This window comes from Pseudonocardia sp. ZF1 (assembly GCF_056835605.1).
Window position 1 is genome coordinate 126,891 of the sequence record NZ_JAJNBY010000001.1, and the last position, 26,943, is coordinate 153,833.

17 protein-coding genes are annotated in these 26,943 nt (G+C 74.6%); 8 read left to right on the forward strand and 9 right to left on the reverse strand.

The features are described 5' to 3' along the window. Positions 1-2 precede the first annotated feature (2 nt). Positions 3-1,070, reverse strand: a complete 1,068-nt coding sequence (locus ZF1_RS00645) for a hypothetical protein (RefSeq protein WP_405420502.1) — start codon at positions 1,068-1,070, stop codon at positions 3-5. 72 nt (positions 1,071-1,142) lie between these two features. Here ZF1_RS00645 and ZF1_RS00650 point away from each other — a divergent pair, with 72 nt between their 5' ends. Beyond that, positions 1,143-2,030: a glycosyltransferase family 2 protein gene (locus tag ZF1_RS00650; protein WP_405420499.1), complete on the forward strand. Its 888-nt coding sequence runs from the start codon at positions 1,143-1,145 to the stop codon at positions 2,028-2,030. On the opposite strand, the gene ZF1_RS00655 is transcribed toward ZF1_RS00650, so the two are convergent. After that, a complete protein-coding gene (locus tag ZF1_RS00655; protein WP_476653300.1) occupies positions 2,023-3,624 on the reverse strand; it encodes a hypothetical protein in 1,602 nt (533 codons plus the stop codon). The two genes, ZF1_RS00650 and ZF1_RS00655, sit on opposite strands and share 8 nt — an antisense overlap. Before the next feature lie 55 nt (positions 3,625-3,679). Between ZF1_RS00655 and ZF1_RS00660 the strand changes: the two genes are divergently transcribed. Next, on the forward strand, positions 3,680-4,078 hold the full coding sequence (locus ZF1_RS00660; protein WP_482636234.1) for a VOC family protein: 399 nt from the start codon (positions 3,680-3,682) through the stop codon (positions 4,076-4,078). 5 nt (positions 4,079-4,083) lie between these two features. Here the strand turns inward: ZF1_RS00660 and ZF1_RS00665 are convergent, their stop codons facing one another. From ZF1_RS00665 to ZF1_RS00680, 4 genes are all read right to left on the reverse strand, one after another. Beyond that, positions 4,084-5,928, reverse strand: coding sequence for an arabinofuranosyltransferase (locus tag ZF1_RS00665; RefSeq protein ID WP_482636235.1), 1,845 nt, complete (start codon positions 5,926-5,928; stop codon positions 4,084-4,086). 2 nt (positions 5,929-5,930) lie between these two features. After that, on the reverse strand, positions 5,931-6,695 hold the full coding sequence (locus tag ZF1_RS00670) for a class I SAM-dependent methyltransferase (RefSeq protein ID WP_405420490.1): 765 nt from the start codon (positions 6,693-6,695) through the stop codon (positions 5,931-5,933). Between the two features lie 27 nt (positions 6,696-6,722). Further along, positions 6,723-8,939 (reverse strand): DUF6541 family protein, encoded by a 2,217-nt coding sequence (locus tag ZF1_RS00675; RefSeq protein WP_482636236.1) that lies wholly within the window; start codon positions 8,937-8,939, stop codon positions 6,723-6,725. 135 nt (positions 8,940-9,074) lie between these two features. Then, positions 9,075-11,159, reverse strand: coding sequence for a DUF6541 family protein (locus ZF1_RS00680; protein ID WP_482636237.1), 2,085 nt, complete (start codon positions 11,157-11,159; stop codon positions 9,075-9,077). A gap of 109 nt (positions 11,160-11,268) precedes the next feature. Here ZF1_RS00680 and glf point away from each other — a divergent pair, with 109 nt between their 5' ends. Beyond that, on the forward strand, positions 11,269-12,495 hold the full coding sequence (gene glf / locus ZF1_RS00685; RefSeq protein WP_251783231.1) for a UDP-galactopyranose mutase: 1,227 nt from the start codon (positions 11,269-11,271) through the stop codon (positions 12,493-12,495). Here the strand turns inward: glf and ZF1_RS00690 are convergent, their stop codons facing one another. After that, complete coding sequence (locus ZF1_RS00690; protein ID WP_482636238.1) at positions 12,496-13,278, reverse strand: IclR family transcriptional regulator; 783 nt, start codon at positions 13,276-13,278, stop codon at positions 12,496-12,498. A 169-nt stretch (positions 13,279-13,447) separates the two neighbouring features. Here ZF1_RS00690 and ZF1_RS00695 point away from each other — a divergent pair, with 169 nt between their 5' ends. From ZF1_RS00695 to ZF1_RS00715, 5 genes are all read left to right on the forward strand, one after another. Beyond that, positions 13,448-14,560: a mandelate racemase/muconate lactonizing enzyme family protein gene (locus ZF1_RS00695; RefSeq protein WP_482636239.1), complete on the forward strand. Its 1,113-nt coding sequence runs from the start codon at positions 13,448-13,450 to the stop codon at positions 14,558-14,560. Next, positions 14,557-15,672, forward strand: a complete 1,116-nt coding sequence (locus ZF1_RS00700; RefSeq protein ID WP_482636240.1) for an iron-containing alcohol dehydrogenase family protein — start codon at positions 14,557-14,559, stop codon at positions 15,670-15,672. Before ZF1_RS00695 ends, ZF1_RS00700 begins: the two co-directional genes overlap by 4 nt. Positions 15,673-15,853: 181 nt before the next feature. Continuing rightward, positions 15,854-17,857: a glycosyltransferase gene (locus ZF1_RS00705; protein WP_482636241.1), complete on the forward strand. Its 2,004-nt coding sequence runs from the start codon at positions 15,854-15,856 to the stop codon at positions 17,855-17,857. Further along, complete coding sequence (locus ZF1_RS00710) at positions 17,854-20,781, forward strand: arabinosyltransferase domain-containing protein (protein ID WP_482636242.1); 2,928 nt, start codon at positions 17,854-17,856, stop codon at positions 20,779-20,781. The genes ZF1_RS00705 and ZF1_RS00710 overlap by 4 nt, the downstream gene beginning before the upstream one ends. A gap of 63 nt (positions 20,782-20,844) precedes the next feature. Then, positions 20,845-21,504, forward strand: a complete 660-nt coding sequence (locus ZF1_RS00715; RefSeq protein ID WP_482636243.1) for a hypothetical protein — start codon at positions 20,845-20,847, stop codon at positions 21,502-21,504. On the opposite strand, the gene ZF1_RS00720 is transcribed toward ZF1_RS00715, so the two are convergent. Continuing rightward, positions 21,461-23,365: a glycosyltransferase gene (locus ZF1_RS00720; RefSeq protein WP_482638659.1), complete on the reverse strand. Its 1,905-nt coding sequence runs from the start codon at positions 23,363-23,365 to the stop codon at positions 21,461-21,463. The two genes, ZF1_RS00715 and ZF1_RS00720, sit on opposite strands and share 44 nt — an antisense overlap. A gap of 51 nt (positions 23,366-23,416) precedes the next feature. Continuing rightward, on the reverse strand, positions 23,417-26,641 hold the full coding sequence (locus tag ZF1_RS00725; protein WP_482636244.1) for an arabinosyltransferase domain-containing protein: 3,225 nt from the start codon (positions 26,639-26,641) through the stop codon (positions 23,417-23,419). Positions 26,642-26,943 lie beyond the last annotated feature (302 nt).

A 26,943-nucleotide genomic window follows, 5' to 3' on the forward strand; every position in this document is an offset into this window, starting at 1 on the left:
GGTCAGGCGTCGAGGGGCTCCTCGGTCATGATCGGCGTGGGCAGACCGTGCGGGAGCGGCCTCGGCAGGGCGGCCAGCGGGTGGCGCAGCCACAGCAGCGGGTTCGAGCTGCCTGCCGACAGCGCCTGCGTGCTGGCCTCGGAGCGCTTGGTCAGCCCGAGCACCATCGCGGCCTTCGCCAACGGCGACGCCGCGTAGTACTGCAGACCGGGCCCGACGCCCGGGGTGCGGCCCCAGCCGAGCGCGGTGCGCAGTGCATCGGGGGCGAGCAGGTGCTCGGCGCCGAGCTCGCGGCGGGCGAGCGCGGTCGCGGCGGCGTCCGACTCCGCAGCGCCCACCTCCGGGCGGGCCCCGTCCGCGGGGTCCACCGTGTGGAACTCCGGCCAGGTCGCGCGCAGCTCGTCCACCGCCGATGACGACTGGGCCCCGAACGTCAGCGGATCTCCCCACACCGCGGCGGGGGTACCGACGGCGGCCGCGTACAGCACGGCCGTCGACAGCCGGTTCGACGAGACCCGGCTCGCGTTCCCGACCAGGTGCATGATCCGCAGCAGGAAGTGCGGGTCGTCGCGCCGACCGGCGGTGACCAGCGTGTGCCCGGCGTCGCGCCAGGCCGTGGTGATCTCCGGGGCGGTCATGTCCTCGTGGTGCAGGCACACCGTCGACGGGCCGTCGACCTTCGCGACCTGGCGGGCCAGGTCGGCGTGCGCGCCGGTCACCCGGACCAGCCGGGTGCCGTGGAACGGGACGAACACCGGCCCGAGCCGCTCCGACGGCGTCCACCCCTGCGAGCGCAGCAGCGCCTCCAGGTAGAGCACCGGGGCGCCGACCGGGGTGGTCGTGCGGTCCTCGTCGGCGGGGGACCAGCCGCGGCAGCCGTGCGACCACACCAGCAGACGTCGCTGCCGGGGGTCGGTGCCGACCTTCGGGAAGTCCGCGAAGTGCGCGGCGACGGGCGAGACCGCGGTCCAGCCGTGCTGCAGCAGACCGGCGATGTGCCGGGGCCGGGACAGTCCGGCGTAGGCGGCGAGGACGGCCGAGTGGCCGTAGTAGTGGTTCTGGATGTCCATCGCCGTGCTCCGGGTCGTCGCTGGTGAGGCCGGGTGATCCTAGCCAGGGGGCGCCTCGCTACCGTCGGGTGCGTGCCCGTCGACGTGATGCTCCCCTTCTACGGCGACCCGGAGCTCCTGCGCCGCGCGGTCCGCAGCGTGCAGGACCAGCGCCGTACCGACTGGCGGCTCACCGTCGTCGACGACGGCTACCCCGACGACACGATCGGCCCCTGGTTCGCGGCACTGGGCGACGACCGGATCCGGTACCGCCGCAATCCCGAGCGGCTCGGCGCGCAGCCGAACAATCGGTACTGCATCGAGGCGGTCGAGCTGCCGTACTTCGTGATGATGGGCGCCGACGACCTCATGGAGCCCGACTACCTCGACACCGTCCTCGCGCTGCACGAGCGCTGGCCGGACGCCGCGGTGGTGCAGCCGGGCGTCGCCGTGATGGACGCCGACGACCGCCCGGTCCGCCCGCTCGCCGACCGGGTCAAGGCGCTGCTCGCGCCGTCCGGGTCGGGCCCGCGCCCGGTCGGCGGCGAGGACCTGGTGGTGAGCCTGCTGCGGGGGAACTGGCTGTACAACCCGTCGCTGTGCTGGCGGACCGACGCGGTGGCGCGCGTCGCGATGCCGCAGTCCGCGGATGTGTTCGACCTGGCGCTGCCGGTCGCGGTGATCGCCGACGGCGGCACGATGGTCGTCGACGACCACGTCTGCTTCCGCTACCGGCGCCACCGCTCCAGCGACTCGGGGTCGGGCGCCGTCGCCGGGAACCGCTTCGCCGAGGAGCGCCGCTACTTCGCGGCGGAGGCGGACCGGATGGACGCCCGGGGGCTGCCCCGGGCCGCCCGCGCCGCCCGGGCGCACGTGTCGTCGCGGCTCAACGCCGCCGTCCAGCTGCCCGGCGCGGTCCTGCGTCGCGACGCCGCCGCTCTGCGCGCCCTCGGCGGGCACGTGCTGGGGCGCCTCAGCTGAGCCCGAGGATCCGCTCCAGCCAGCGGGAGTAGCCGGGGTCGAGACGGGCGTCGGTGACCGCGCGGCCCTCGGCGAGGCGCCGGTCCAGCGCCGCCCGGACCTGGGGGGCGACGTCCGGCTTCGCGAACACGAGCTGGAAGTACTCCGGGCGCATCTGCGCGACACCGACGAGCTCGCGGCCGGCGAGCACCCGCGGCAGGTCGCTCCGCCACGACCCCGGCACCGGCGAGGAGCTGGTGACCACCACGACCTGCGGGTCGTCGGCCAGCAGCACGTCGACGGGGTTCGCGCCGTGCGCGATCCGCTCGTCGTTGAGGCCGATGTAGTCGGTGGTCCGCCAGCCGGAGAAGTACGGCATCGCGCCGGCGTCGGTCACCGCGAGGGTCCGCTCGCCTGCGGGGAGATCGGTGTCGGCGAGCGCGAGACCGATCGCGATGTGGGAGCGGCGCAGGTCGTCGCCGTAGTTGACCAGGGTGCGGGCGTCCGGGGCGAGGACGCCCGCCGCCGCCGTCCACCCGACCGCGACCGCGGCGGCGCCGGCCGCGACCCGCCGCACCTCGACGGTGTCGAGCGCCCACGCCGCGGCCAGGCACAGCATCGGGAACCCGTGCCAGGCGAACCGGGACAGGTAGTCCATGGCGGGCGCCGACAACGCCGGGATGATCCACAGCGCGGTGCAGCTCGCCAGCACCAGTGCGGCCGGGGCGGCGGTGCGCGGCCGCAGCAGCGCGGCGACGGCGAGTGCCAGCAGCGGCAGCAGGGTGGCCGCCGTCGTCTGGATCCAGCGGCCGTCGGTGGCCGCCTCCACGCCGACCTTCACGTAGAACGTGTTCGGCAGCAGGTGACCGAAGTACGCCCGGCGTGCGGCCAGGTACACACCACCGAGGACCGCGGCGACCCCGGTCGCGACCCACACCGACCGGTCCGTGCGCCGCACCCACAGGAACACGGCCAGGGCGGGCAGCACACCGAGCACGCCGTCCGGGCGCAGCGTCCCCGCGAGCAGCAGCAGGGCCGGGATCTCCCAGCTCCGTACCGCCGCGTCCCGGTCGCGCAGCAGCCGGGCGGCGAGGACCGTCGCGCGCAGCACCACCAGCGCGAACGGCGCGGTCTCCAGACCGGAGTCGACGTGCCCCCAGGTCGGCAGGAACAGCACGAACGACCCGGCTGCGAGCACCGCACCGGAGCGGGTCCGCGGCTCGGTGACCAGCACCCACACGACCGCCGCCGCACAGGCGGCCGCGGTCAGCTTCGACACCACCGGCAGCGGCACCCCGAGCCACACCCACGGCGCGTGCCACACCATCCAGGTGAAGTTCGTGAACCCCTCCACCGGGTCCTGGCCGGGGTTCCAGGTCGGCCCGGAGCCGTGCGCGAGGTTCGCGCTGTACCGGTAGGTGATGTAGGCGTCGTCGACGGTCACCGACCAGCAGGCCCACACCCCGACCGCGAGCGCGGCGAGCGCGGCGGCGAGCAGCACCGGCCGGTCGGTCGCCCACCGTCGGGTGCGCGTGGCCGGGTCGCGACGGCGCCCCCTCGGCCACCCCTCGTCCGTGGGGTCCGCGGTGTCGCGGTCGTCGGTCGCGGTCGACATGCGCGCGATTCTCGCGCACCGATGAGTTAGCGCCCGCGCCGCGGTCGTACCGGACATGAGCACACCCACACAGCGCCCCACCACTCTGAACAACATCGGCGTCGTCATGTTCACCGTCGCCGACCAGGACACCGCGCTGGACTTCTACACCCGCGTGCTCGGGTTCGAGGTCCGCGGCGACACCCGGTTCGGCGAGAACGGCGAGCACCGCTGGCTGGAGGTCGCGCCGCCCGGCTCGACCGCGCGGCTCGCGCTCAACCCGCCGATGTTCGACGAGCCCGGCGGCAGCGCGATCGGCGTCGAGACCTCCGACCTGGCCGCCGAGCACGCCCGGCTGACCGAGATCGGCGTCGCCGACCTGGAGCCGCTGCCCACCGAGGACACCCCCGGCGTCCCGCGGCTGTTCATGCTGCGCGACCCGGACGGCAACGTGATCACCGTCGTCGAGGCCTGAGGGCGTCAGGGCACCGGGGGGACCCCGGCCCGGACCAGCACCGCGTACGGGCCGACGTCACGTCGCTGCCAGGCCGGGTCGTCGAACAGCTGCGGCGCGAACACCGCGGGCTCGGCGCCCTGGCGCGGGTCGGGGAACCGGTCCTGCGACAGCGGCAGCCGCAGGGTCCCGTCCGCGGCCCGGTCCAGCACGAACACCGACGGTGCCCGTTCCGGGGCCCGGTCCAGCGCGTCGAGCAGCCGGCCCGGGTCGGCCGCGGCCGCCCAGCGGCGGGCCTCGTCGGTGCGGGCCGGGTAGTCCGCGAGCGGGTTCGCGTACTGCGGCTGCGACGCCTGGAACGCGAAGTACGGCACGTAGCTGAGCAGGGTCGCGTTCGCGCTCGCGACGACGACCTCCCGCGGCGGACGGCCGGTCAGACCGTCGATCGTGCTGCGCAGGTCCCCGAGCCAGGCGTTCGCCTCCGCCGGGTCCCGCGAGCCGTCGGGCCGCGTCCCGTCGGGCCGGTAGTCCTGGGCCGTCCCGGCCCACCCGTAGTCCTGCGGGACGGACTGCACCTGCCCGACGACGACCGCCGCGGCCAGCGCCGTCGCCACGGCCGCGCAGGTCCCGGCACGGACGCCCCGGTCGCGCAGGACGCCGGCCAGTGAGGCGACCGCCCAGACCGCACCACAGGCCAGTGCCGCGGTGAGGATCGGCTGGATGCGGAACGCCAGCAGCGTGCTGCCGAACGCCAGCGCCGCCGTCGACAGCAGGTACCAGGCGTAGCCGCAGGCCACGGTGATCCCGAGGCCGCGGGCGACCGGCGAGGAGCGGAACCGCGCCACGATCCAGACCGTGCCCAGCAGGCACAGCGCCCCGACCGGGGTCGCCTCCAGCATCGGCAGCGGCCAGCGCGACCCCGCCTCGGCGAGGAAGTGCTGGCCCGCGCTGTAGGTGGGCTGCCCGGCCGAGGCCAGCAGGTACGGCAGCCAGTGCACCAGGGCCGGCGGCAGCGCCGCGGCGACGACCACGACGATCGTCACCCCGAGCGTCGCGGGCCGGGTCGTCCGCGTCACCAGGCCGTCGATGGCCAGCACCGTGAGCACGAACCCGGCGAACACCAGGATCTGGGTGTGGGTGACCGCGGCCAGCCCGAGGACGAGACCGGTGAGCAGCGCCGTCCGGACCCACGAGCCCCCGTCCCGGCGCACCAGCCGCAGCCCGAGCACGGCCAGCGGCGGGACGAGTGCCGCGGTCAGCCACGAGTACGGCGAGTACGCGGCCAGCGTCACGAACCCGGCGAGGGTGGTCGCCACGGCTGCCCCGACCGCCCGCGGGCGGGACGTCACCAGTGCCCACAGGGCGTAGGTCAGGACGGCGGTGACCGCCAGCGTCGCGATCGAGAACGGCTTGTGGAACGCCCAGGCGTCGACACCCAGCAGCGCCGCGGCCCGCCCGCCGAGCCAGAACCACGCGGCCGGGTAGTACGGCGGCATGTCCGCGTAGGCGAAGTCCGCGAGGCGCGCCGAGTCCGCGAACCGGGTCAGGAACGCGACCCGGAACTGCTGGTCCCCGCCGACCCCGAACAGGTAGTGCGGGGTGTTCGCCAGGAACAGCGTGAGCGGCAGCGCGGGCAGGGCCGCCAGCCCCACCCACGACAGCGGCGCGGCGACGAGCGGCGACCGGCTCCACGCGGCGGCGGCCAGCACCGCGGCGACGAGCGCACCACCGGTCGCAGTGAGGGCCAGCCCGACGTTCGACCCGGCCGGGACCGTGATCCGGTCTGCGAGCAGCAGCCCCGCGGCGACGACCCCGACGGCGACGACCGGGCCGACGACCAGGTCGGCCGCGGCGAGGAGCCGTCGCGCCACGGTCAGGGCTGCTTCTTCACAGCGACGACGAGGAACGCCTTCGAGATCGCCCACAACGCCGGGAAGCGGCGCAGCGCCGAGACGCCCAGCGCGTACAGCCGCGACCCGCCGCCCTCGGCCAGGCTGACGTCGCCGGGCACGGTGAAGCGGGCGTCGAGGTCGGGGCGGCGCGCGAGGAGCCGGCGCATCCGCAGGTAGCTCGGGGCGTAGCTGGCGTCGGTGTAGTCGCTGCCGCGCCCGGACCAGCGCAGGTAGCGGGTCGCGAGCGGCAGCGGCAGCCACGCCAGGAACGGCAGCGCGTAGTGCGCCTCGATCGGCCACCACCGGTTCGGCACCAGGATGTAGGCGACGCCGCCGGGCCGCAGGCAGGACGCGATCCGTTCCAGCGCGTCGGGCTGGTCGTCGAGGTGCTCCAGGACGTTGTCGAGCACGGCGACGTCGAAGGAACCGGCGTCGTCGCCGTGGCCGAACTCGCCGATGCCCTGGACACGGAACGTGAAGTTGTCGGCCCCGCCCTCGGCGGCCAGCCGGGTCGCCTCGGCGGCGAGCGCGCCGTTCGGCTCGATGCCGACGACCTCCCGGCACAGCCCCGCGAGCTCCAGTGCGGTGTAGCCGTAGCCGCAGCCGAGATCGACCACCCGTGCGTCACGGAACGGCAGGTCGAGGAAGGGTTCGGTGGTGATCGCGATCTGCCGGGCGAACCCGGTGGCGAGCGTCCGCCGCTCCACCATGCGCAGGGAGCGTTCGTACTCGGGGAGGTCGGTCACGTGGTCTCCGTCGAGGGCGTCGGGGGGTCACCCACCGTACGGGGACGAGGGCGCACCGTCCGGACCGGGCGGGGCGAACGCCTGCGCCCCGGGGGTCACCGGCGCGCCCGGGGCGCAGGCGGTGAGCCGCCACAGCTCCTGGCCCCCGCCCGTCGCGACGAGCTCGAACCCGGGCACCGGGGCGATGTCGTGCAGCCCCGGGTACCAGCGGGCGCCCCCGTGGTTCGGCCAGAACGTGATCGGCCCCGTCAGGAGCCAGTCGACGCCGAGGTCGGCGGCCGCCGTGCAGATCGTCGGGTCGGTCCCGACGTCGCGGAACCGGGTGGCCAGCAGGATCTGCTCCGGGGTCCAGTTCCCGATCAGGTGCGGGAACAGCACCCGGCGCCCGGTGAGCGGGAACAGCAGGGAGTTGCCGGTGAACGGGTCCGCGGCCACGACGTCGTCGGGGCCGACGATCCGCCCGACCTCGTCGAGGAACTCGCGCTGCCCCGGTTCGAGGATGGCGTCCGACGGCCGCTGGTACGGCCCGGCCAGGACGTCGGCGTGTGTCGCCACCGACATCCCGCCGGTCGTGGCGACGACCACCGCGAGCAGCACCGCCGCGAGCGCGGGCGCGACCACCCGCCGACGGGCCAGGGCCGCGGTGGGCGGGATCCGCAGCAGCACGTGGCGCACGACCGACGCGACGGCGCACAGCCCGACCACGGCCAGCACGGCCCCGGTGACGGGCACCATCGCCGCCAGCCGGTAGGAGTCGTTGTACCAGGCACCGGTGAGGGCGGCGGAGGTCGTGCCGTCGTCGGCCGCGGCCAGCACGTACAGCGCGCCGGAGGCGACGTGCGCGGGCACCAGCCACGACGTCGCGACGTGCCGCAGCGCGGCCACCGCGCCGATCACGACCAGCACCGACAGCACGACGAGGTCGGGACGGCCGTTGGAGGAGTGGAACAGCACCTGACCGATCGCCGTCGGCACGTCGGTGAACGCGGGCCAGTCGAAGCTGCGGACCCCGGCGGTCAGCGGTGAGGCCGTCATGAACCACAGGACGGCGGCGACGATCCCGGCGACGCCGACCACGGCCACCACCGGCTGCCAGAACCGGCGGGTGAGCAGCCGGCGCCGGGCCAGCACGCCGATGCCCCACAGCACCGGGAACAGGCCGAGCACCGCGAGGCTGAACAGCGCGTTCGGGTGGGCGAGACCGAGCGCGGGCAGGGTCAGGACCAGGGTGGTCGCCGCGCCGGCCGCGCCGATGACGCTGCGCTCGGCCACCCCGACGACGGCCAGCAGCAACGTCAGGTACCCGGGCAGCAGTGCCACCCCGAGCAGGTTCGGCCACAGCACCCCGAACGACATGAGCGCCCACGGCAGGGCGGTGAACCCGGTGGCCAGCACCGGCGCGACCAGGGCGGCACCGGGCGACGGGCCCATGACCTGGCGGCTCACCGCCGCCACGGACAGCGGGAACACCACCCCCGCCACGACCCAGGCCGTCAGGTTGGTGGCGACCGGGACCCCGCTGCCGGACAGCATCGCGACCAGCGACACGAGGTCGTGCCAGCCCGCCGGGTACAGTGCCACCGCCGACGACGGGTTCGTCAGCGAGCCCAGCGTCAGCGACGACGCGTCGCCGGACTGCAGGATGTGGGCGACGGCGTTGTAGTGGAAGACACCGTCGTAGGTCGAGGACAGGGCGTCCACCGGGCCGAACCCCAGCACCACCGTCCACCACGCGAGCCCGGCGGCGACGACGACACCGGCCGCGGCGGCCACCCCGGCCCGGCGGCCGTCGGTGCCCGCGCGCTGGGCGGAGGTCCGCCACACCTGGGGCATCGCGGTCGTCATCGGTTCGGGGCGCTTCGCGAACCGGCCCTTCGGGGCGCGGAGGCGGGCCAGCGAGGCCCGGATCCGCCGGCCCGGGGTCCACGACCGCAGCGCCGTCCGCCAGCCCCGGTGCAGCGCGCTGCCGGCCGGGCGGCGGGCGACGAAGGCCCGGAACAGCCCGCCGAGCAGCGCGAGCACGACCGCGGCGCCCAGCGGCACCCACGGCCCCCAGCGCACCCCCACGAGCGGCGCGAGCACGGCCGAGGACGAGACGACCGCGGTCGACACCAGCGGGGACAGGCCCCAGGCGGTGATCCCGCGGACCCCGCACGCCCGCAGCACGAGGAGACCGGGCCCGACCACCCAGAACACCGCGACGAGTGCGGTGGGCAGCGCGGACAGCCAGGTGGGTCCGGCCATCGAGGTCGCGGCTCCTCTCCCGGCGCCGAACCCGGAGCCGTCGACGACCCACCGGACCCGATTCACCGGCGCTGGCCGGTCTCGGAGACTACCGGCGGTCCTACGGCCCCGCCGGTCCCGTGCCCGACCGGGTGATCAGGACCCGACGACCCGGCCCGCGTCGCAGGCGGTGATACGCCACAACGCGTTGTCGCCGTCGCGGGCGAGCAGCTCGAACCCGTCGGCGTCGGCGAGGTCGTCGAGGCCCGGCCACTGCGCGGCCAGCGGGTCGGGCTGCCAGAACGTGGGCGGCGCCGTGATCACGTAGCCGGTGCCGGTCTCGGCGACGGCCGCGCAGACCGCCGGGTCGTTCGAGGCGTCCCGCAGCCGCTCGGCGATGATCCGCTGGTCCGGTGACCACACCCCGGTCAGGTGCGGGAACAGCACCTGCCGGTCGGTGAGCGGCCACAGCATCGCGGTGCCGGCCCACGGGTTCTGCGCCACCACCGCGTCCGACGGCAGCAGGTCGCCCGCCTCGCGCAGGAACCGGGCCTGCTCCGGACCGACCAGCACCTCCTCCGGGGTCTGGTAGATCGCGGCGAGCGAGTCGATGTGCGAGCGCTGGTAGAGCCCGCCCGAGGTGACGACGACGGCGATCACCCCGATCGCGACGAGCACCGCGGCCCGGGGCCGGGGCAGCCCGGCGACGGCGGGCGCGGCCCGGGTGAGGCGGTCGCGGACCAGGCAGGCGAGGGTGCGGGCCAGGGAGCACAGCGCCACCAGGCCGAGCGCGGCCAGCGGGGCCGCGGTCACCGGGACGAGCGCGGCGATCCGGGGCGAGTCGTTGTACCAGACCCCGGTCCACACCGAGGACCACGTGGTGGCGCCGACGACGTAGAGCGTGCAGACGAGCAGGTGCGCCGGGACCAGCCAGGACGTGCGGGCCCGGCGCAGCGCCCACACCGCCCCGGCCACCGTGAGGACCGCGATCGACCACGCCGGGGCGTTGTCCTCGGGGTTGTGCAGCACCGCGTTCCACACGGCGTCGGTGACCGAGACCTCCGGCTCCCAGTAGTAGCCGCGGATGCCGTCGAGGGCGGGAGAGACGAACATGAACCAAGCGACGCCGCCGAGCGCGGCGAGCACGACCGGTACCGCGACGACCGCGCGCACCGTGGGCCACACACCGCCGCGCAGCCCGCGGCGCACCGCGCCCGCGAGGCCCCACAGGATCGGCGGTACCGCGACGACCACGGCGCCGAACAGGGCGTTCGGGTGCGCGAATCCCAGCGCGACGACGGCGGCCCCCGCCGGGAACCAGCGCGCCACCCGTCCCGGGGGGTACGGGCCCGGCCGGGCGGGCGACACCGGGTCCGGCCCGAGACCCGGCCGCGCGGCGAGCGCTGTCGCGGCCAGCGCGGCCGGCACCAGCGAGACGCCCAGCAGGTTCGGCCACAGCGCGCCGTAGGTGACCAGCGTCCACGGGAACGCGACGAACCCGAGCGCGAGCACCGGCGCGGCCAGCGCGGCACCGGCCGAGCGCCCGACCAGGGTGCGGACCAGGAAGAGCACCGACAGCGGCCACACCAGCAGCGTGGTGACCAGCGCGACCACGTTCGACGCGACGACGATCCCGCCCGGCCCGGTGGCCAGCGGCGCCACCAGCGAGACGACGTCGTGCCAGGCCGCGGGGTAGAAACCGGGGGAGTTGACCAGGCCGCCGACGGTGAGCGACGACGCGTCCTGCGTCCCGAGGATCCGGGCGACGGCGTTGTAGTGGAAGTTCGCGTCGAAGGTCTGGGACAGCGCGTCGGGACGGTCCATCCCGCGCAGCACGGCCCGCAGGCCCAGCACCGCGGCGATCGTCAGCCCACCGAGCGCGGCGAGCCCGGTCCAGCGCCGGTCGGGTCCGCCGCGGAGCAGCGTCCGGACCGACTCCCCGGCGGCGGCCCGCACCACGGTGGGCCGCGGCAGCAGCGGGCGGCGCAGCACCAGCCGTCGCACACCCACCACGAGCAGCGCGAACGCGGCCGCCGCGGTGACCGGTGCGGCCCCGCTCCAGGGCACGCCGAGCATGCTCGCGCCGACGGCGGACCCGGCGATCACACCGACCGACAGCATCGGGGCGGCGCCCCAGACGGCGATCCCGCGCAGGCCGGCGGCGAGGCCGACGACCAGCCCCGGGAGCGTGACCCAGGCAGCGGCCAGCAGCACGAGGGGGACGGCGGACAGCCAGCTCACGCCATTTTCTCCTCGGGCCACGACGGTGCCGGATACGTCCGCTTCTCCGACCTGCCTGCGAGGGTACCGAAGCCGCCGGGTGCCCCGGATCACGCCTGCCCTACCCTCGATGGCCGTGAGCGTCGACAGTGCCGACCTGAACGGTTACGACCTGAGCAGCTACGACCTGATCGTCGTCGGGTCCGGGTTCTTCGGACTCACCGTGGCCGAGCGCGTCGCCGACGGCCTCGGGAAGCGCGTCCTGGTCCTGGAGCGCCGGAACCACATCGGCGGCAACGCCTACTCCGAGGCCGAGCCGGAGACCGGGATCGAGATCCACCGGTACGGCGCGCACCTGTTCCACACCTCGAACGAGCGCGTGTGGGCCTACGTCAACCGGTTCACGAGCTTCACGAACTACCAGCACCGCGTCTTCGCCCGGGTCGGCGAGCAGGTCTACGCGTTCCCGATGAACCTCGCGCTGATCAACCAGTTCTTCGGGAAGGCCCACACCCCCGACGAGGCGCGCTCGCTGATCGCCGAGCAGTCCGCGGAGGTCGAGACCGGGCGGGCCGCGAACCTCGAGGAGAAGGCGATCTCGCTGGTCGGGCGCCCGCTCTACGAGGCCTTCGTCAAGGGCTACACCGCCAAGCAGTGGCAGACCGACCCCACCGAGCTGGACGCCTCGATCATCACCCGGCTCCCGGTCCGCTACACCTACGACAACCGCTACTTCAACGACACCCACGAGGGCCTGCCGACCGACGGCTACACCGCCTGGCTGGAGCGGATGGCGGACCACGGGAACATCGACGTCGTGCTCGACACCGACTACTTCGCGGTGCGCGAGCAGCTGCCCTCCGACGTGCCGGTCGTCTACACCGGACCGCTGGACCGCTACTTCGACCACGCCGAGGGCGAGCTGGGCTGGCGCACCCTGGACTTCGAGATGTCGGTCGAGCCGACCGGCGACTTCCAGGGCACCTCGGTGATCAACTACAACGACGCCGAGGTCCCCTTCACCCGGATCCTCGAGTTCCGCCACATGCACCCCGAGCGGGACTACCCGAAGGACAGGACGGTCATCGTGCGGGAGTACTCGCGCTTCGCCGAGTCCGGGGACGAGCCGTACTACCCGATCAACACCCCCGACGACCGGGCGAAGCTGGACCGCTACCGCGAGCTGGCCCGCAAGGAGACCGCGAACCGGGGTGTGCTGTTCGGCGGGCGGCTGGGGACCTACAAGTACCTCGACATGCACATGGCCATCGGGTCGGCGCTGACGATGTACGAGAACCGCCTCGTCCCGCACTTCACCGAGGGGCGCCCGCTGTCGGGCACCGAGGCCGAGGACTGATCACGGGGCGGAACGCCCCGGCGTCCACCCCAGCTCCGCCGACACCGCGGCCGCGGCGGCCGCCGTCGCCCGACCCGTCTCGTCGAACCGGCCGTGCAGCCGGGCGGTCGGCCCCGAGACGTTGAGCGCCGCGACGACCCGGCCGCGGAAGTCGCGCACCGGTGCGGAGACCCCGGCCACGCCGGGCTCGAACTCCTCGTGGGACACCGCCCAGCCGCGTTCGGCGGCCTCCTGGATCGCCTGCCACAGCTGCGGGACCGTCCGGACCCGGGAGTGCGGGTAGTCCGGCACCAGGTCCTCGACCGCGCCGAAGCGCACGAACAGCTCGTCGGGGGTCGCGTCGGAGAGCAGCACCCGGCCCGCCGACGTGCACGGCAGCGGCGCGCGCCTGCCCTCCCAGCCGGTCGTGCGGAACGAGTGCCCGGACACCGTCCGCGCGGTCAGCAGCGCGTCGTCGCGGAGCACGCACAGGTGCACGGTCTCCTCGGTCTCGGCGGCCAGCCGGTGCAGCACCGGCTCGGCGACGGCCGTCAGCCGGCCGCCCGTGCCCCGCGCGGCGAGCGAGAACAGCCGCCACCCCAGGCGGTAGACGAGCGTGTCCTCGTCGCGCTCGACGAGCCCGGCGTCGGCGAGGGCCCGCAGCGCGCGCGAGACCTGGCTCTTCTCCCGCCCGGTCAGCCGTGCGACCGCGGCGACGCCCAGCCCGTCGGTGGGTACGGCCTCGTCCGAAGCGAGCGCCTCCAGCAGCGCGACGTCGCGGCCGAGCCCGTAGCCGTTGTGCACACCGGCGACGCTAGTCCCGGTTGCCCTCAGCGCAACGATGATCTCGATTCCCGGTGGCCCCTGGCCGCGGCCGTGCCGACTTCCTACATTCGGGACCAACCGGCTCGGGGTGCACCGCCCCCGATCGCACCCCGAGCCGGAACCAGCTCCCGACACCACCCCGGACCCGATGAAGATCACCGACATCACGCTGGACCGGGTGCGCCTCCCGCTCGACCCGCCGCTGCGTGCCGCCTGGGACCCCGAGCCCCGCACCGTGTTCGACGCGACGATCGTGCGCGTCCACACCGACGACGGCGTCGTCGGCATCGGCTCCGGCGACACCATGGACGGCTTCGACGCCTACCGGCACCTGTTCGTCGGCACCGATCCGCTCGCGATCGCCCGGCATGTGCGCGTCATCGAGACCTGTGCGCTGCACGGTGGCCACTACTGGCCGCTGGAGGCGGCCCTATGGGACCTCGCCGGCGCGGTCGCCGGGCTGCCCGTCGCGACCTTGTTCGGCGGCACGTTCGACGCGGTGCCCGCCTACGCGTCGTTCTGCGTGCTGCGCCCGCCCGCGGAGCGTGCCGAGGTGGCGCACCGGGTCGCGGAGGAGGGCTTCCGTGCGGTCAAGATCCGGATCGACCGGGACCGGGTCGAGGAGGGGATCGGCGCGGTCGCGGCCGTCCGGGAGGCGCTCGGCGAGGACTTCGCGATCATGGTGGATCTCAACCAGGCGTGGCGGATGGCCGGCGACGTCGCCCCCGCCACCGACCTCGCCGCGACACGGCGCCTCGTCCGGCGACTCGCCGACCTGGGGGTCTTCTGGGTCGAGGAGCCGCTGCCCTACGCCGACGCCGACGGCATGCGCACCCTGCGTGCCGACAACCCCGGGTTGCGGATCGCGGCGGGGGAGATGCAGCGCTCGTTCGGTGAGCTGCTGCGCCTGCTCGACGACGACGTCCTCGACGTCCACCAGCCCGACGTCGTCCTCGCGGCCGGGATGAGCCGGGTCCGCACCCTCGCCGAGCTCGCCCTGTTGCGCCACCGCGCGTTCACCCCGCACAGCTGGACGAACGGCATCGGCGTGCTCGCGAACCTGCACGTCTGTGCCGGCGTCGGCGGCGGCCCGTTCTTCGAGTTCCCCTACGACCCGCCGGACTGGACCCCGGCGCGTCGCGACTTCCCGCTGGCCGAACCCCTGACCGTCGGCGACGACGGCATGCTGGCGGTCCCGAGCGCCCCCGGCCTCGGGTTCACCCTCGACGAGGAGGCGATCGCACGGTGGCGGGTCCGGTGAACGGGTTCACGGTCGAGGCGACCTGCGCCCTCGAGTTCGGTCCCGGCGCGGTCGCCCGGGTCCCCGCGCTGGTCGACGGCCTCGGTGGGCCGGCGGCGTTCGTCGTCACCGACGCCGGGCTGCGCGCCACCGGCATCGTCGACCGGGTCGTCGGCGACCTCACCGCCGCCGGGCTGTGGACCGAGGTGTTCGACGGCATCGGCCCCAACCCGTCGACGACGGTCGTCGAGCACGGCGCGACGGCGCTGCGCGCGTTCGGCTCCTGCGTGGTCGTCGCGATCGGCGGCGGCTCGGTGCTCGACGCGGCCAAGGGCATCGCGCTGCTCGCCACCCACCACGGCGCCCGCGCGACCGACGACCTGTGGTCCTCCCCCGTCGCGGGGCTGCCGCTGATCGCGGTCCCCACCACCGCCGGGACGGGCGCGGAGACCAACGGGTTCGGCGTCGTCGAGGACACCTGCGCCAAGCGGAAGGTCTACCTGGGCCACGCCTCGGTCCGGCCGCGCGTCGCCGTCCTCGACCCGGAGCTGACCGTCGGCCTGCCGCCCGCGGCGACGGCCGCCACCGGCTTCGACGCGCTCGTCCACGGCGTCGAGTCGCTCGCCTCCCGCGGCGCGAACCCGGTCTCCGACGCCGCCGCCGCCCAGGCCGTCGCCCTGGTGGGCCGGTGGCTGCCGGTCGCCGTCGACGACGGCACCGACCTGGAGGCCCGCGCGCAGCTGCTGCTGGGCGCGCACCTGGCGGGCCAGGCGCTGACCGTGTCCGGGCTGGGCCTGGTCCACGGCATCGCGCACGCGGTCACCGCGCACACGGGCACCCCGCACGGTGTCGCGCTCGCGTCGGTCAACGAGCAGGTCATGCACTGGAGCGCCGACGCGGCGGCGGAGGCGTACGCCCGCGTCGGGGCCGCGCTGGGGACCGCCGACGCCGTCGCCGGGATCGCCGCGCTCGTCGAGGGCATCCGCGTCCGGCGCCCGCTGCACGAGCTCGGCGTGGACCGGGGGCTGCTGCCGGTGCTGGCGGCCGCCGCCGTGGCCGACCCGGTGACGGCCAACGCGCCGCGCACTCCCACCGAGGACGACGTGCGGGAGATCCTCGACGCGGCCTGGTAGGGCGCAGAGCCGGGGCGGGAACCGGACGATCCACACCGCTTCCCCGCCGCACCCGCCCGCCTCCCGGCTCCCGCACCGCGCGCGGCTACGCTCGCGCACGACTCCACCCGGACCCGGGCGGACCGGCAGCGCCGCCGCCCGGGACCCCCGCGCCCCCGCGACGACAGAGGCAGCTCCTGCGATGACCACGACGGACCAGCGAGGTCAGGTGTCCTCCACCACCCCGGCCACGACCAGCGGCGAGACGCTGCTGCAGCGGGTGGTCCTGCCCCGGCCCGCCGACCCGACCGCCGTCCGCGCGCTCTACCTCGACGAGCGCCCCGGCACCACGCTCGCCCCGGTCGAGCCGCTGGCCGACGAGGACGCGCGTCCGCTCTCGCTGACCGTGTCGACCATCGGCGGCCGCCGTACCCGCATCCTCGACCGCACCAGCGCCACCGTCCCCGCGGCCACCGAGGTCTCCTTCGGCGCCTACTTCAACGCCTTCGCCGCCGGCTACTGGCGGGCCTGGTCCACGCTGACCAGCATCGAGCTGCGCCTGGACCTGGAGGGCTCGGGCCGCGTCGACGTCTACCGCACCAAAGCCGACGGGTCGCAGATCGTCGTCGCCGGTGAGGTGGTCTCCGGGCGCCGCCGGGTCACCCTGGAACTGGACCTGCGGCCCTTCGAGGACGGCGGCTGGTACTGGTTCGACCTGTCCACCGACGACGCCGATCTCACCCTGCACGGCGGCGGCTGGCACGCCCCGCACGACGCGCCGGGCCGCGCGGCCGTCGTCGTCGGGATGCCGACGTTCAACCGGCCCGCCGACTGCGTCGCCACGCTCACCGCGCTCGGCTCCGACCCGCAGGTCCTCGAGGCGATCACCGCGGTGATCCTCCCCGACCAGGGCACCCGCAAGGTCCGCGACGAGGCCGGCTACGAGCAGGCCGCGGCCGCGCTCGGCGACCGGCTGCGGATCATCGACCAGCCCAACCTGGGCGGCTCCGGCGGCTACGCCCGGATCATGTACGAGGTCCTGCACGGCACCGGCCCGCACGCGGGCGGGATCGACTGCGAGCAGATCCTCTACATGGACGACGACATCCTGCTCGAGCCCGAGTCGGTGCTCCGCGCGATCGCGTTCAGCCGGTTCTCCCGCGAGCCGATGCTCGTCGGCGGGCAGATGCTGTCGCTGCAGGCGCGCTCGCAGCTGTCCACCATGGGCGAGGTCGTCGACCGCAACCAGTTCCTGTGGCGCCCCGCCCCGGACACCGAGGCCCACCACGACCTCGCCGCGCGCACCCTGCGCCAGACCCGCTGGCTGCACCGCCGCGTGGACGTCGACTACAACGCCTGGTGGATGTGCCTGATTCCGCGCCGGGCCGCGGAGCAGCTCGGGCTGCCGCTGCCGCTGTTCATCAAGTGGGACGACGCCGAGTACGGCCTGCGCGCCCGCGCCGCCGGGTTCCGCACCGCGACCGTCCCGGGCGTCGCGATCTGGCACATGTCCTTCATCGAGAAGGACGACTCCTCGGACTGGCAGGCCTACTTCCACTACCGCAACCGGCTCGTCGCCGCGGCCCTGCACGGCCCCGACGACCCGCGCGCGATGCTGAAGGAGACCTTCAAGCGGACCCTGCGCCACCTGATGCTCATGGAGTACTCGGCGGTCGCGCTGCAGATCAAGGGCTTCACCGACTTCCTGGCGGGGCCCGAGGCGCTGTTCCCGAAGCTGCCCGTGGTGCTCGACGAGATCCGGGCCCTGCGGGCGCAGTACGACGACGGCCGCCCGCTCGACTCGGCGACCGAGGTGCCGCTCGCCGACCTCGACGCGCTGGGCGCCCAGCTGTTCCCGAAGCCCCCGGTGGGCCGGGCGAAGGCCGCGGTCGGGCTCGCCCGCGGGGTGCTGCGCAACCTGCGCACCCCGGACCCGGCGCTGCGCGAGCGGCCGCAGCGCAACGTGCCGTGGAAGAACGCCCAGTGGTTCGTGCTGGCCGGCCTGGACTCCGCGACGGTGTCCACCCCGGACGGCCGCGGGGTGACCTTCCGCCGTCGTGACCCGGCGATGTTCAAGGAGATGGTCGCGGAGTCGTTCCGGCTGCACCGCGCCGTCGCGGCGGACTGGGACGGCCTGCGCGCCCGCTACCGGGCGGCGGCGCCCGTGCTGACCGGCAAGGACGGTTGGAAGCAGATCTTCGAGTGAGCCCCGCCCGCCGGGGGCCGCTGCTGCTCCTGCTCGGCGTCGTCACCTGCCTGCTCGGCCTGGCCGCCGCGCTCGCCCCCGTCGACGCCGAGGACCCGGTCGTCACCTGGCCCCGGGCGGGACAGGCACCGGCGAGCACGGTGCTGCCGCTCTCGCCGTACCGGCCGCTGGAGTTCTCCGCGACCGTCCCGTGCGCCGCGGCGGCCGCCCTGGGCGAGGGCGACGTGCTGCGGACGATGCCCGCCGCCGAGGAGAACCCGGTGACCGCGCCGGGCTTCGTCGCGAGCGTGGCCGGCGGGACGCTCACGCTGCGCACCGGCGACCGGGTGCTCGCCACCGCGCCCGCGGGGTCGGGCTGCGTGTTCGAGGTGACCTCCGCGGACGGGGGCACCGTCGTCGCCCGCGACGGTGCGATCCTCGCCGAGCGCCTCGACGTCGCACCGCCGCAGGTCGCCGAACTCGCCACCGACGTCACCGGGCCCGCCGCGGCCGGGCTCGCGGTCACGCTGCACACCGACGCGCGCTACGCGTCGTCGCCGTCGCCGCTGAAGGTCGCGCTGCTCGTCGCGCACCTGCTCGCGCTGGCGGCCACCCTCGCCGTCGCCGTGCGGGCCTGGACCGGCACCCGCCGGGTGTTCGACGCGCCCGTCCGCCCCGGTCCGGCCGACCTCGTGGTGCTGGTCGTGAGCTGTGCCTGGGCGGTGCTCGGGCCGCTCAACATCGACGACTCCTGGTACGCGCTGATGGCCCGCCAGGGCGCGCGGACGGGGACGATCGGCAACGCGATCTACCAGCTCGACGTCACCGAGGCGCCGTTCGCGACCAGCCAGTACCTGCTGCAGTGGTGGGGGAGCCTCGTCGGCTGGGGCCTCGGGCCGCTGCGCGTGGTGCCGGTCGTGCTGGGTCTGCTGACCTGGGTGCTGCTGCGCTACACCCTCGCCGCGCTCGCGGGCCGGGCCGGCGTCCGGCCCGGGGTGGTCGCCGCGCTCGCCGTCGCGCACCTGGCCTGGTTCCTGCCCTACGGCATCGCGCTGCGCCCCGAGCCCGCCGGGACCGCGGCCGCCGCCGGGGCGCTGCTGCTCGTCGCCGCCGCCCGCCGCACCGGGGCGGTCGGGCTGCTCGCGCCGGCCGTCGTCGTCGCGGTGGTGGGGGTGACGACCGCGCCGACCGCGCTGGTCGCCGCGATGCCGCTGCTGCTCGCCCTGCCGCTGGTGTGGTGGCACCTCGCGCACGCGCCGTGGGCCACCCGGCTCGCGACGGCCGCCGTCGCGTTCGCCGCCGCGAGCGTGGTCGTGCCGCTCGGACTGGCCGACCAGACCCTCGCCGACGTGCGCGAGTCCGTCGCCGTGCACCGCTGGTACTACTTCCAGTACCAGTGGTACTCGGAGTACGTCCACTACGCCAACCTCCTCGGCCCCGACGACCAGGGCACCTGGGGACGACGTCTGCCGGTCCTGCTGACCGTCGCCGTCGTCGCGCTGGGCGCGGTGCGGCTCGCGACGCGCCGCGGCACCGGCGGCCCGCTGGGCTCGGCGCTCGGGTTCGCGCTCGCCGCCACCGCCCTCGGCCTCGTCGCCGTCGCCGTCAGCCCGACGAAGTGGGTCAACCACTTCGGCGCCGTCGCCGCCCCCGCGACGCTGCTGCTCGGCATCGCGCTCGCCCGCGGTCCGCTGCCGCGGCGCGCCCCGGCCCGGCTCGTCGCGGTGGGGACGGCCGTGCTCGGCGTCGTCGCCGCGGTGATCTACGCCGGCCCGAACCTGTGGCGACCGTTCTCCGACTGGGGGCAGCCGTTCGGGAACCACTCGGTCGTCGACGCGCCGATCCACCAGCAGGTCCTCGCACCGCACCTCGGACCGCTGTACCTGCGCAGCCCGCTGCTGTGGCTGCTCGTGGTCGCCGCCGCGCTGTGGTGGGCCCGGCGGCGGGGGAGCACGCCCCGGCCGGACCGGGCGGTGCTGCGCGTCGCCACGGCCGGCGGCGTCGCGCTGATGCTCGCCGTGTTCGTCGTCGCCCCGGTGCAACAGGCCCCCGGCACGTCGGTGGCCTCGATGAACCTCGCCATGCTGACCGGCGACGGCTGCGGGCTGGCCGACGCGCTGACCGTCACCGTCCCCGGTGACGCGACGCCCGCGCTCCCGAGTGACCCGCCCCGTCTCACCGGGGTGATGCGGGACGGCCCGCCGCCCGACCGCCCGTCGATCCCCGGCCCCGTCTGGCACACCGAGGACGCCGGCACCGGCACCCTCGACGCCGGCTGGTTCCCCGTCCCGGCCGGGACCACCCGGCTGATCCTGCCCCTCACCGGGGACCTGCGCGGCGACCAGGCCGTGCGGGTCGAGTCCGGCGCCGGCACGGCCACGGTCGACCTGCCGGGGACGAAGGTCGCCGACTGGCGGGACGTGGCGGTGACCCTGCCCGGCCCCGCCGACCGGGTCCGGGTCGTCGTGGACGACCGGATCGACGGGCCGGACACCTGGCTCGCCGTCGGCGCCCCGCGGCCCGCCCGCGACCTGCCCGCCCGCACGGTGCTCGGCGACGCCCCGGTGTTCGCCGACCAGGCCTCGGCGGTGCTGTGGCCCTGCCAGGACCAGATCGCGGTGCGCCACGGCATCGCGCAGGCCCCCCAGTGGCGGCTGCGCACCGGCGACGACCTGGAGGGCGCGACCGAGGCCACCGCGTTCTTCCCGGCGAACGGCGGGACCCTCGCCGGGATCGGTCGCACCGCGACCTTCGACGAGCTGCCCTCGCGGCTCGATCCGCCCGGCGGGCGCGCGATGTTCGCGCCCGCGCACGTCGAGCGGGTGCGCTACGAGCACCCGACCGACGGCTGGGACCTCACCGTCGGGACGCAGCGACGGTGGGGCTGGGAGCGGCTGCCGACCCTGGCCGACCGGGACTACACCGGACGGGACTTCCTGGGCTGACTCCGGGGCCGGCTCCGGGTGACCCCGGAGCCCCCCGGACGCCGGATCCGGTGTGCTCACACCATGTTCTCGACGACGACCTGGCGGCGGACCACCGTCTGGCTGCACGTGCTCACCTCGGTCGGATGGGCGGCGCTGGCCGCCTCGCTCGCCGTCCTGCAGGTTCTCGGCGGCGACCCGGTGGCCCGCCCGGCGGCGCTGCTCGGGGCCCACCACCTCGACGCCGTGCTGCTCGCCCCGCTCGCCGTCGGCTCCGCGCTGACCGGCATGGTCCTCGCCGCCGCGACGCCCTACGGCTTCTTCCACCACCGCTGGGTCGCGGTGAAGTTTGGGATCACCCTGGCCCAGCTCTACCTGGGGATCGGGGTGATCTCGACGCGGCTCGACGCGGCCCACGCCGACCCGGCCGGGCCGCTGCCGCCCGAGCTGCTCCCGCTGACGCTGCTCATGGTCGCGGCGATCGCGTTCCAGGCGTGGCTGTCGGTCGCGAAGCCGTGGGGCCGGACCCGCTGGTCGGCGGGCAGGCCCCGGCCAGTGACCGGCCCGCGATGGATGTTCGCGGCGGCGAGCGCGGCGGTCGTCGTCGACCTGGTGGCCGGGTTCGTGCTCGGGCACCCGGCCCCGGTCGCCTCGGTCGTGGTGCTGGTCGCGGTGCTCGTCGGGCGCCCGCGCGGGCGGGTCAGCCCGCGTCGTAGAGCCGCGCCCACGTCTCCCGCGACGTGAGCCGCGGCTCGGCGGCCCGCCACTCCCGGGCGACCTGCGGTCCCTCGTTCCACAGCCGCCGGACCGTGTGCACCCCGCGGGTGGTGAGCTCGCGCAGCCGCTCCGCGTCGCGGGTCCGGATGCGGACGCCGGTCTCGGCCATGTCGGTGACGATCGCGCGCTCGAACAGCGCCACGTGCCACCAGTGAGCCTCTCCGGCCGGGACCATCCCGGAGCGGAACGGCACCCGCCCGGTGGCCTGCAGCAGGGCGCGCTTCACCCAGGTCCGCACGATCCTCGACGGCTTGCCCCCGGCCAGGTGCACGACCGACTCGCGCACGTCGAGCCCGGCCTGCGCCAGCGGCACGGCCGTCGTCTCGGGGTAGGCGGCGCGGATCCGGCGGATCTCCGCCGCCGCGGAGGCCGAGCCGTCGTCGAGGACCGACGGGCCGCGCAGGAAGTCGTCGACGGCGGTCAGCAGCGTCGCGGCCAGCCCGTACTGCATCGCGACCAGGTACTGGGCCAGTAGCTCTGTCACCGCAGCGCAGATCTTCCTGCGGTTGAAGGGTGTGCGTAGCGCTGCCGTGATCAAGGCATTGCGAAGGTTGAAGTAGCGGTGCCACTCGTCCCAGTCTTTCCAGCCGAAATCGGAATGCCACACACCCGCCCCCGGGAGGGCGACTGTCGCGAAGCCGTGTTCGCGCGCCCGATAGCCGTACTCGACGTCATCCCATTGGAAGAAGATCGGTAGGGGGTAGCCGATCCCGCGGACCACCGCCGCGGGGATCAAACAGGACCACCAGCCGTTGTAGATCGTGTCGGCGCGTCGATCCAGTACATTCGGCAGGAAACGTTCGTCTCGCCCCAGGAGGTAGGCCTCGTGGAGACCGCCTTGAACGGGTTGCCCCGCCTCCAAGCGCTCGGGATCTGCGTATTCTGCAGTGATGTGCACATGGGCCGGGTGGAGGAGGTTCAGCATCTGTCCTCCGACGATGGTCGGGGAAGTGGTACATGCTGCGAACGCCGTCAGGCGCACGATGATCTCGGGGTCCAGGAGTACATCGTCGTCCATGAGGAGGACGTCGTGGTCCTCGGCCGGTGTATCCGCCGTGGCTTCGTAGAGCCCTCGTGTGAATCCACCAGCTCCGCCGAGATTCGGCTGACGCATGTACGCCAGTCGATCACCGAAAGCGTGTGAGATCGCGGGATACTGTTCACTCGACTCGATCGGGTCAGTACCTTGATCCACGACGCGCACGATATCCACCCGGCCGAGAGCCATCTCGTCACCAAGAATGCTCTCAAGGGTCTTGAGGCAGTCGTCGACTCTATTGAAGGTGCAGATTGTAATACTGGTCGGTCTCGCATGCGTGTTCGCTTCTACGGTCCATTGAACCTCGGAGACCGAAAGCTCGGCGGTCTCAGTGGCGAACTCCAGCCAGAGGCCGCCGCCGTCGACGAATCGATCGATCGAGCCTACGAGTTGGACGGTGGTGGGCTTCGCACTGTCCACCGGGAACGTGTCGACAGCCCGAGCCACCTTGTTGGTATCCGAAGCCATGAGCCATACGCGACCGTGTCCATTGGCCCGCAAGCTCACCCTGACCTCGGAAACTGCCGTCCAGCGTTGCCAGTAGGTGGCGTGGAACCGCCCCCAGTAGGAGTTGGTGGAGACGTGCGTGGCAGCCGTCAGATCTATCCGATCGCGCGTGCGGCGAGCGGCGCCTCGAAGGATCTCGGCATAGAGGTCCTCCGGTACGAGCGCGGAGGGGCCTGTGAACAGGCCGCGCTGGGCGATCAAGGTCCGTGGCGCCACACCGTTCTGCGCAGCAAGGTCCTCAGCGGCGTCGTCGGTTCGCGATGGCCGGGCGGAATCAAGCATCTCCAGCAAACACCCTTCGCTGTCAACTGTCCCGTGGAGTCTGCCGTCTCATCAGTCGAGCGACGGCGCCGGGTCCGACGGTGGGGCGCCGGCCTGCCCGACCTGCTGCCAGCCCCACAGAGTCCGGCCACCGTCCTGCACCGGGGCCGGGACGGCCCGCGGGTCGTAGGGCTCGACGAGCCGGACCTGGCCCCAGTCGAAGTCCCAGGCGCCGGGCAGGTAGGTCGGGACGTAGCGCTGGGCGGCGGTCCGGACCAGCCAGCCCTGCGGCCCGCCGAACCGGCTGCGGCCCCACTCGTCGGCGACGGTGCGCTGCTGCGGGTCGGCGAGCATCCGGAACACCGGCACGTCGGCGATGCCCCGGTGCACGCCGAAGCGCTGCACGCAGGGGTGCACGAACGACGTCGCCCAGTCCAGGTACGCGGTGCCGCGGGCGGCGATCGTGGTCAGCGGGGTCAGCCGCGGGACCCGGGGCTGGGCGACGGCGACCCACGACCCGGCCCCGATGCCGCGGTCGGACACGACCACCCGCACCCGGTCGGCGTCGGCGGCCGGGCGGCCCGCCAGGTCGACGCGCAGGTCCCGCCACGCCTGGCCGCCCGATGCGCCGCCGGAGTAGTCCGACGTGCTGCTGACGGCCCCACCGGGCTCGATCTCGTCGACGACCGCGCCGTCGCGGGCGAACTGCAGGGTCACGGTGTTGCCGCCGCCGATCGTCCCGGCGACGCCGAGCACCAGCGGCGCGGAGCCGTCGCGGGCCGCGGCGGGCAGCGCGTGCCACACCGAGCGGTAGTCGCCGACGTTCTCCGGGTCCGGCGACCAGCTGCCCATGACCGGCCCACCCAGCGGGCCGGTACCGGTGACGCCGGGCCGGTCGTCGCCGTCGCCGCTGTTGTCGCGCAGCGACCCCGGTCCGGTCGGGGGCAGGCCGTCGGGCGTGACGCCCTCGGCCAGGGGACCGGGGTCGGGGACACCGGCCGGTTCCGGCGCGACGGGCAGCACGTTCGCGGCCGGGTCGGTCTCGACCTGGATGCGCCCGGCGAGCCCGCAGCGCGACCCGGTCGGGTCGGTCAGGACGTCGGCGCCCAGGGAGTAGGAGCCCGCCTGCTTCTCCATGCCCTTGGCCAGGGAGGCGACCTGGAACAGCACCATGAACGCGCAGATCACCGCGATCGGCGCCGACCCGAGCCGGACGGCCTGGACGGTCCCGATCCGGCCGCGCCGACGCCCGAGGGTCCGCCGGACCGGGCGCGGCACCCCGGAGGTCGAGCGCAGGTGCTCCACCCCGGCGACGACGAGCGACAGGAACGCCAGGACCAACAGCACCGTCGTCGCCTGGATCCCGCTGACCGACACCGGCTTGTCGAACCACGGCACGCCCCAGTTCGAGACGTACCACCAGGTGTTCGGGCCGCGGAACGCCAGACCGGTCACCGCGAGCACCGCGCCGAGGAACAGCGCCTGGTTGCGTCGCGAGCGCAGCACACCGGTGCTCGTCGCCAGCGCGGCCAGCGCCGCGACGCCCGAGGCGAGCGCGGCGAACGCGCCGAAGTGGTGCGTCCACTTCGTGGGGGTCAGGGCCAGCACCGCGAACGACAGCGCGGTGCTGGTGAGCAGTCGCCGGGAGAACCCGAGCGCGGCGCCCGGGATGCGGCCGCGGCGCAGCAGCACGATCGTCGAGACGATCATGCACAGCCACAGCAGGAGGACCGGGAAGCGGCGTTGCAGCGAGCCGTCGCGGCTGTCGCTGAACAGCAGGTCGTAGCGGGCGAGCTCCTGGTACCAGGGCAGGTTCGGGCCGATGTCCTGGCGGACCCGGGTGGCCTCGGCGACGGTGGCGAGGGTCTGGTCGCCGAAGACGGCGGTGAGCACGATCAGACCGGCCGCGAGCAGCGGGCCGAGGGTGGCGGCCCACCCGGTGGTGCGGATCCGCTCGGTGAACAGCCGCAGCAGCGGCCGGGCCGCGGCCAGGAACGGGGCCAGCGCGATGAGACCGGTCGGCGTCGCCGCGACGGCGAACGCCCCCGCGACGAGTGCCCCCGCGACCGGCAGCAGCCGCCGGGTGGCCAGGGCGCGCTCCAGCATCACGAACGACACCAGCGCCGCGATCACGACGACGGTCTCCGGGCGGAGCCCGTTGTTGAACGGCAGCCAGAAGCACAGGAACACCCCGGCTGCGGCCCAGCCCGCGGAGCGGCTGCGCCGGACCCGGGTGCCGAGGCGCGGCAGCAGCGCCCGGCTGATCAGGAACCACGACGCGACGCCCATCGCCAGCGCCGGGACGCGCAGCCACAGCACCGACTCCGAGACCCCGCTCCACAGCGAGTACAGCTGGTAGAACCAGCCGAACGGTGCCTCGGGGACGTCGAACCAGCGGTGGTAGTTGCCGATGTAGCCGGCGGTGTCGTTGCCCCGGGAGATGTCGAGGATGTAGCCGTCGTCGCTGGTCATCGACCCGATGAGGGCCCACACGACCAGCACGCCGACGACGACGGCGTCGCGCAGGTCGTCCTGCCCGCGCAGCCGGCGCGCCAGCCGGCGGCCGTGCACGACGCGGCGGGCGTCGGCGTCGTCGATCCGGCGCAGGAAGAACAGCGAGCCGAACAGCGCGACGATCGCGACACCGCCCGCGACGAGCTTGAGCGTCGAGGCGTCGGTGTCGTAGCGGTTGTCGGTGTCGAACCGGACGCTCGTTCCGCCCATCGGGTCGCGGGCCGCGTCGAGGTCGGAGTGGATCCCGGTGAGCTGCGGACGGCCGTCGCCGGCGAACTCGTAGAGCGTGGCCCCGCCCAGGGTCGCCGTCGTCGCGTCGAAGTCCGAGGTGAACGTGAGCGCGCAGGGCGCGCCCGGCGGGGGCAGCGGTGCGGTGGCGATGCGCTGACCGCGGTTGTCGAGGGTGACCACCCCGTCGGCGACGGCGATGCGCAGCCCGACCGTGCCGCCGTCCGGGGCGCCGGTGGGTGTCGTGGACAGCACGGTCGCGCGGCCGGACCCGCGGTCGTCGAGGCTGCGGATCGCGTCGCAGCCGATCGTCGCGGTCAGGCTCTCCGGCCGGTACGCGACCAGGGGGGCGTTCAGCGGCGCGGTGCCGGTCGTGGCGTTCGGCCAGCTGACGGTCGCCGTGTTCTGCACGACCGGCAGGAACGGGATCGCCAGCGCCAGCACCGCCGAGAGCAGGCCCAGCGCGGCGGCGAGCAGGCGGTCGGTCGGACGCGACCGGCGGTCGGTGGGGCCGGATCCCGGACGGGGATCCGCCTCCGTGTCGGCGGTCAGCACACGACCGAGGCTAGACGCCACCCGGTGATCAACTGTGATCCCCCCGTGACCCCGACCGTCCACCCGTCCGGCGTAGTCCACCCACCCGGGGTCTCAAGGTCGGTCACTCCGGGTTTCGATCACGTTGAGTGATCAGCTGCGACATTCGGGCACTGTTCGGGTGTCACCGGTGACGGTGGTGATCTCGCCTCGTTGGCCCCGGTGTGAGCATCTGCACCGATTCGCGAGCGACGGCCGACGACCCGGCCACCGCCGCGTCCGCCGCCGGCGGAACCACTCCCGGACAGGGGGGTTCGTCCGTC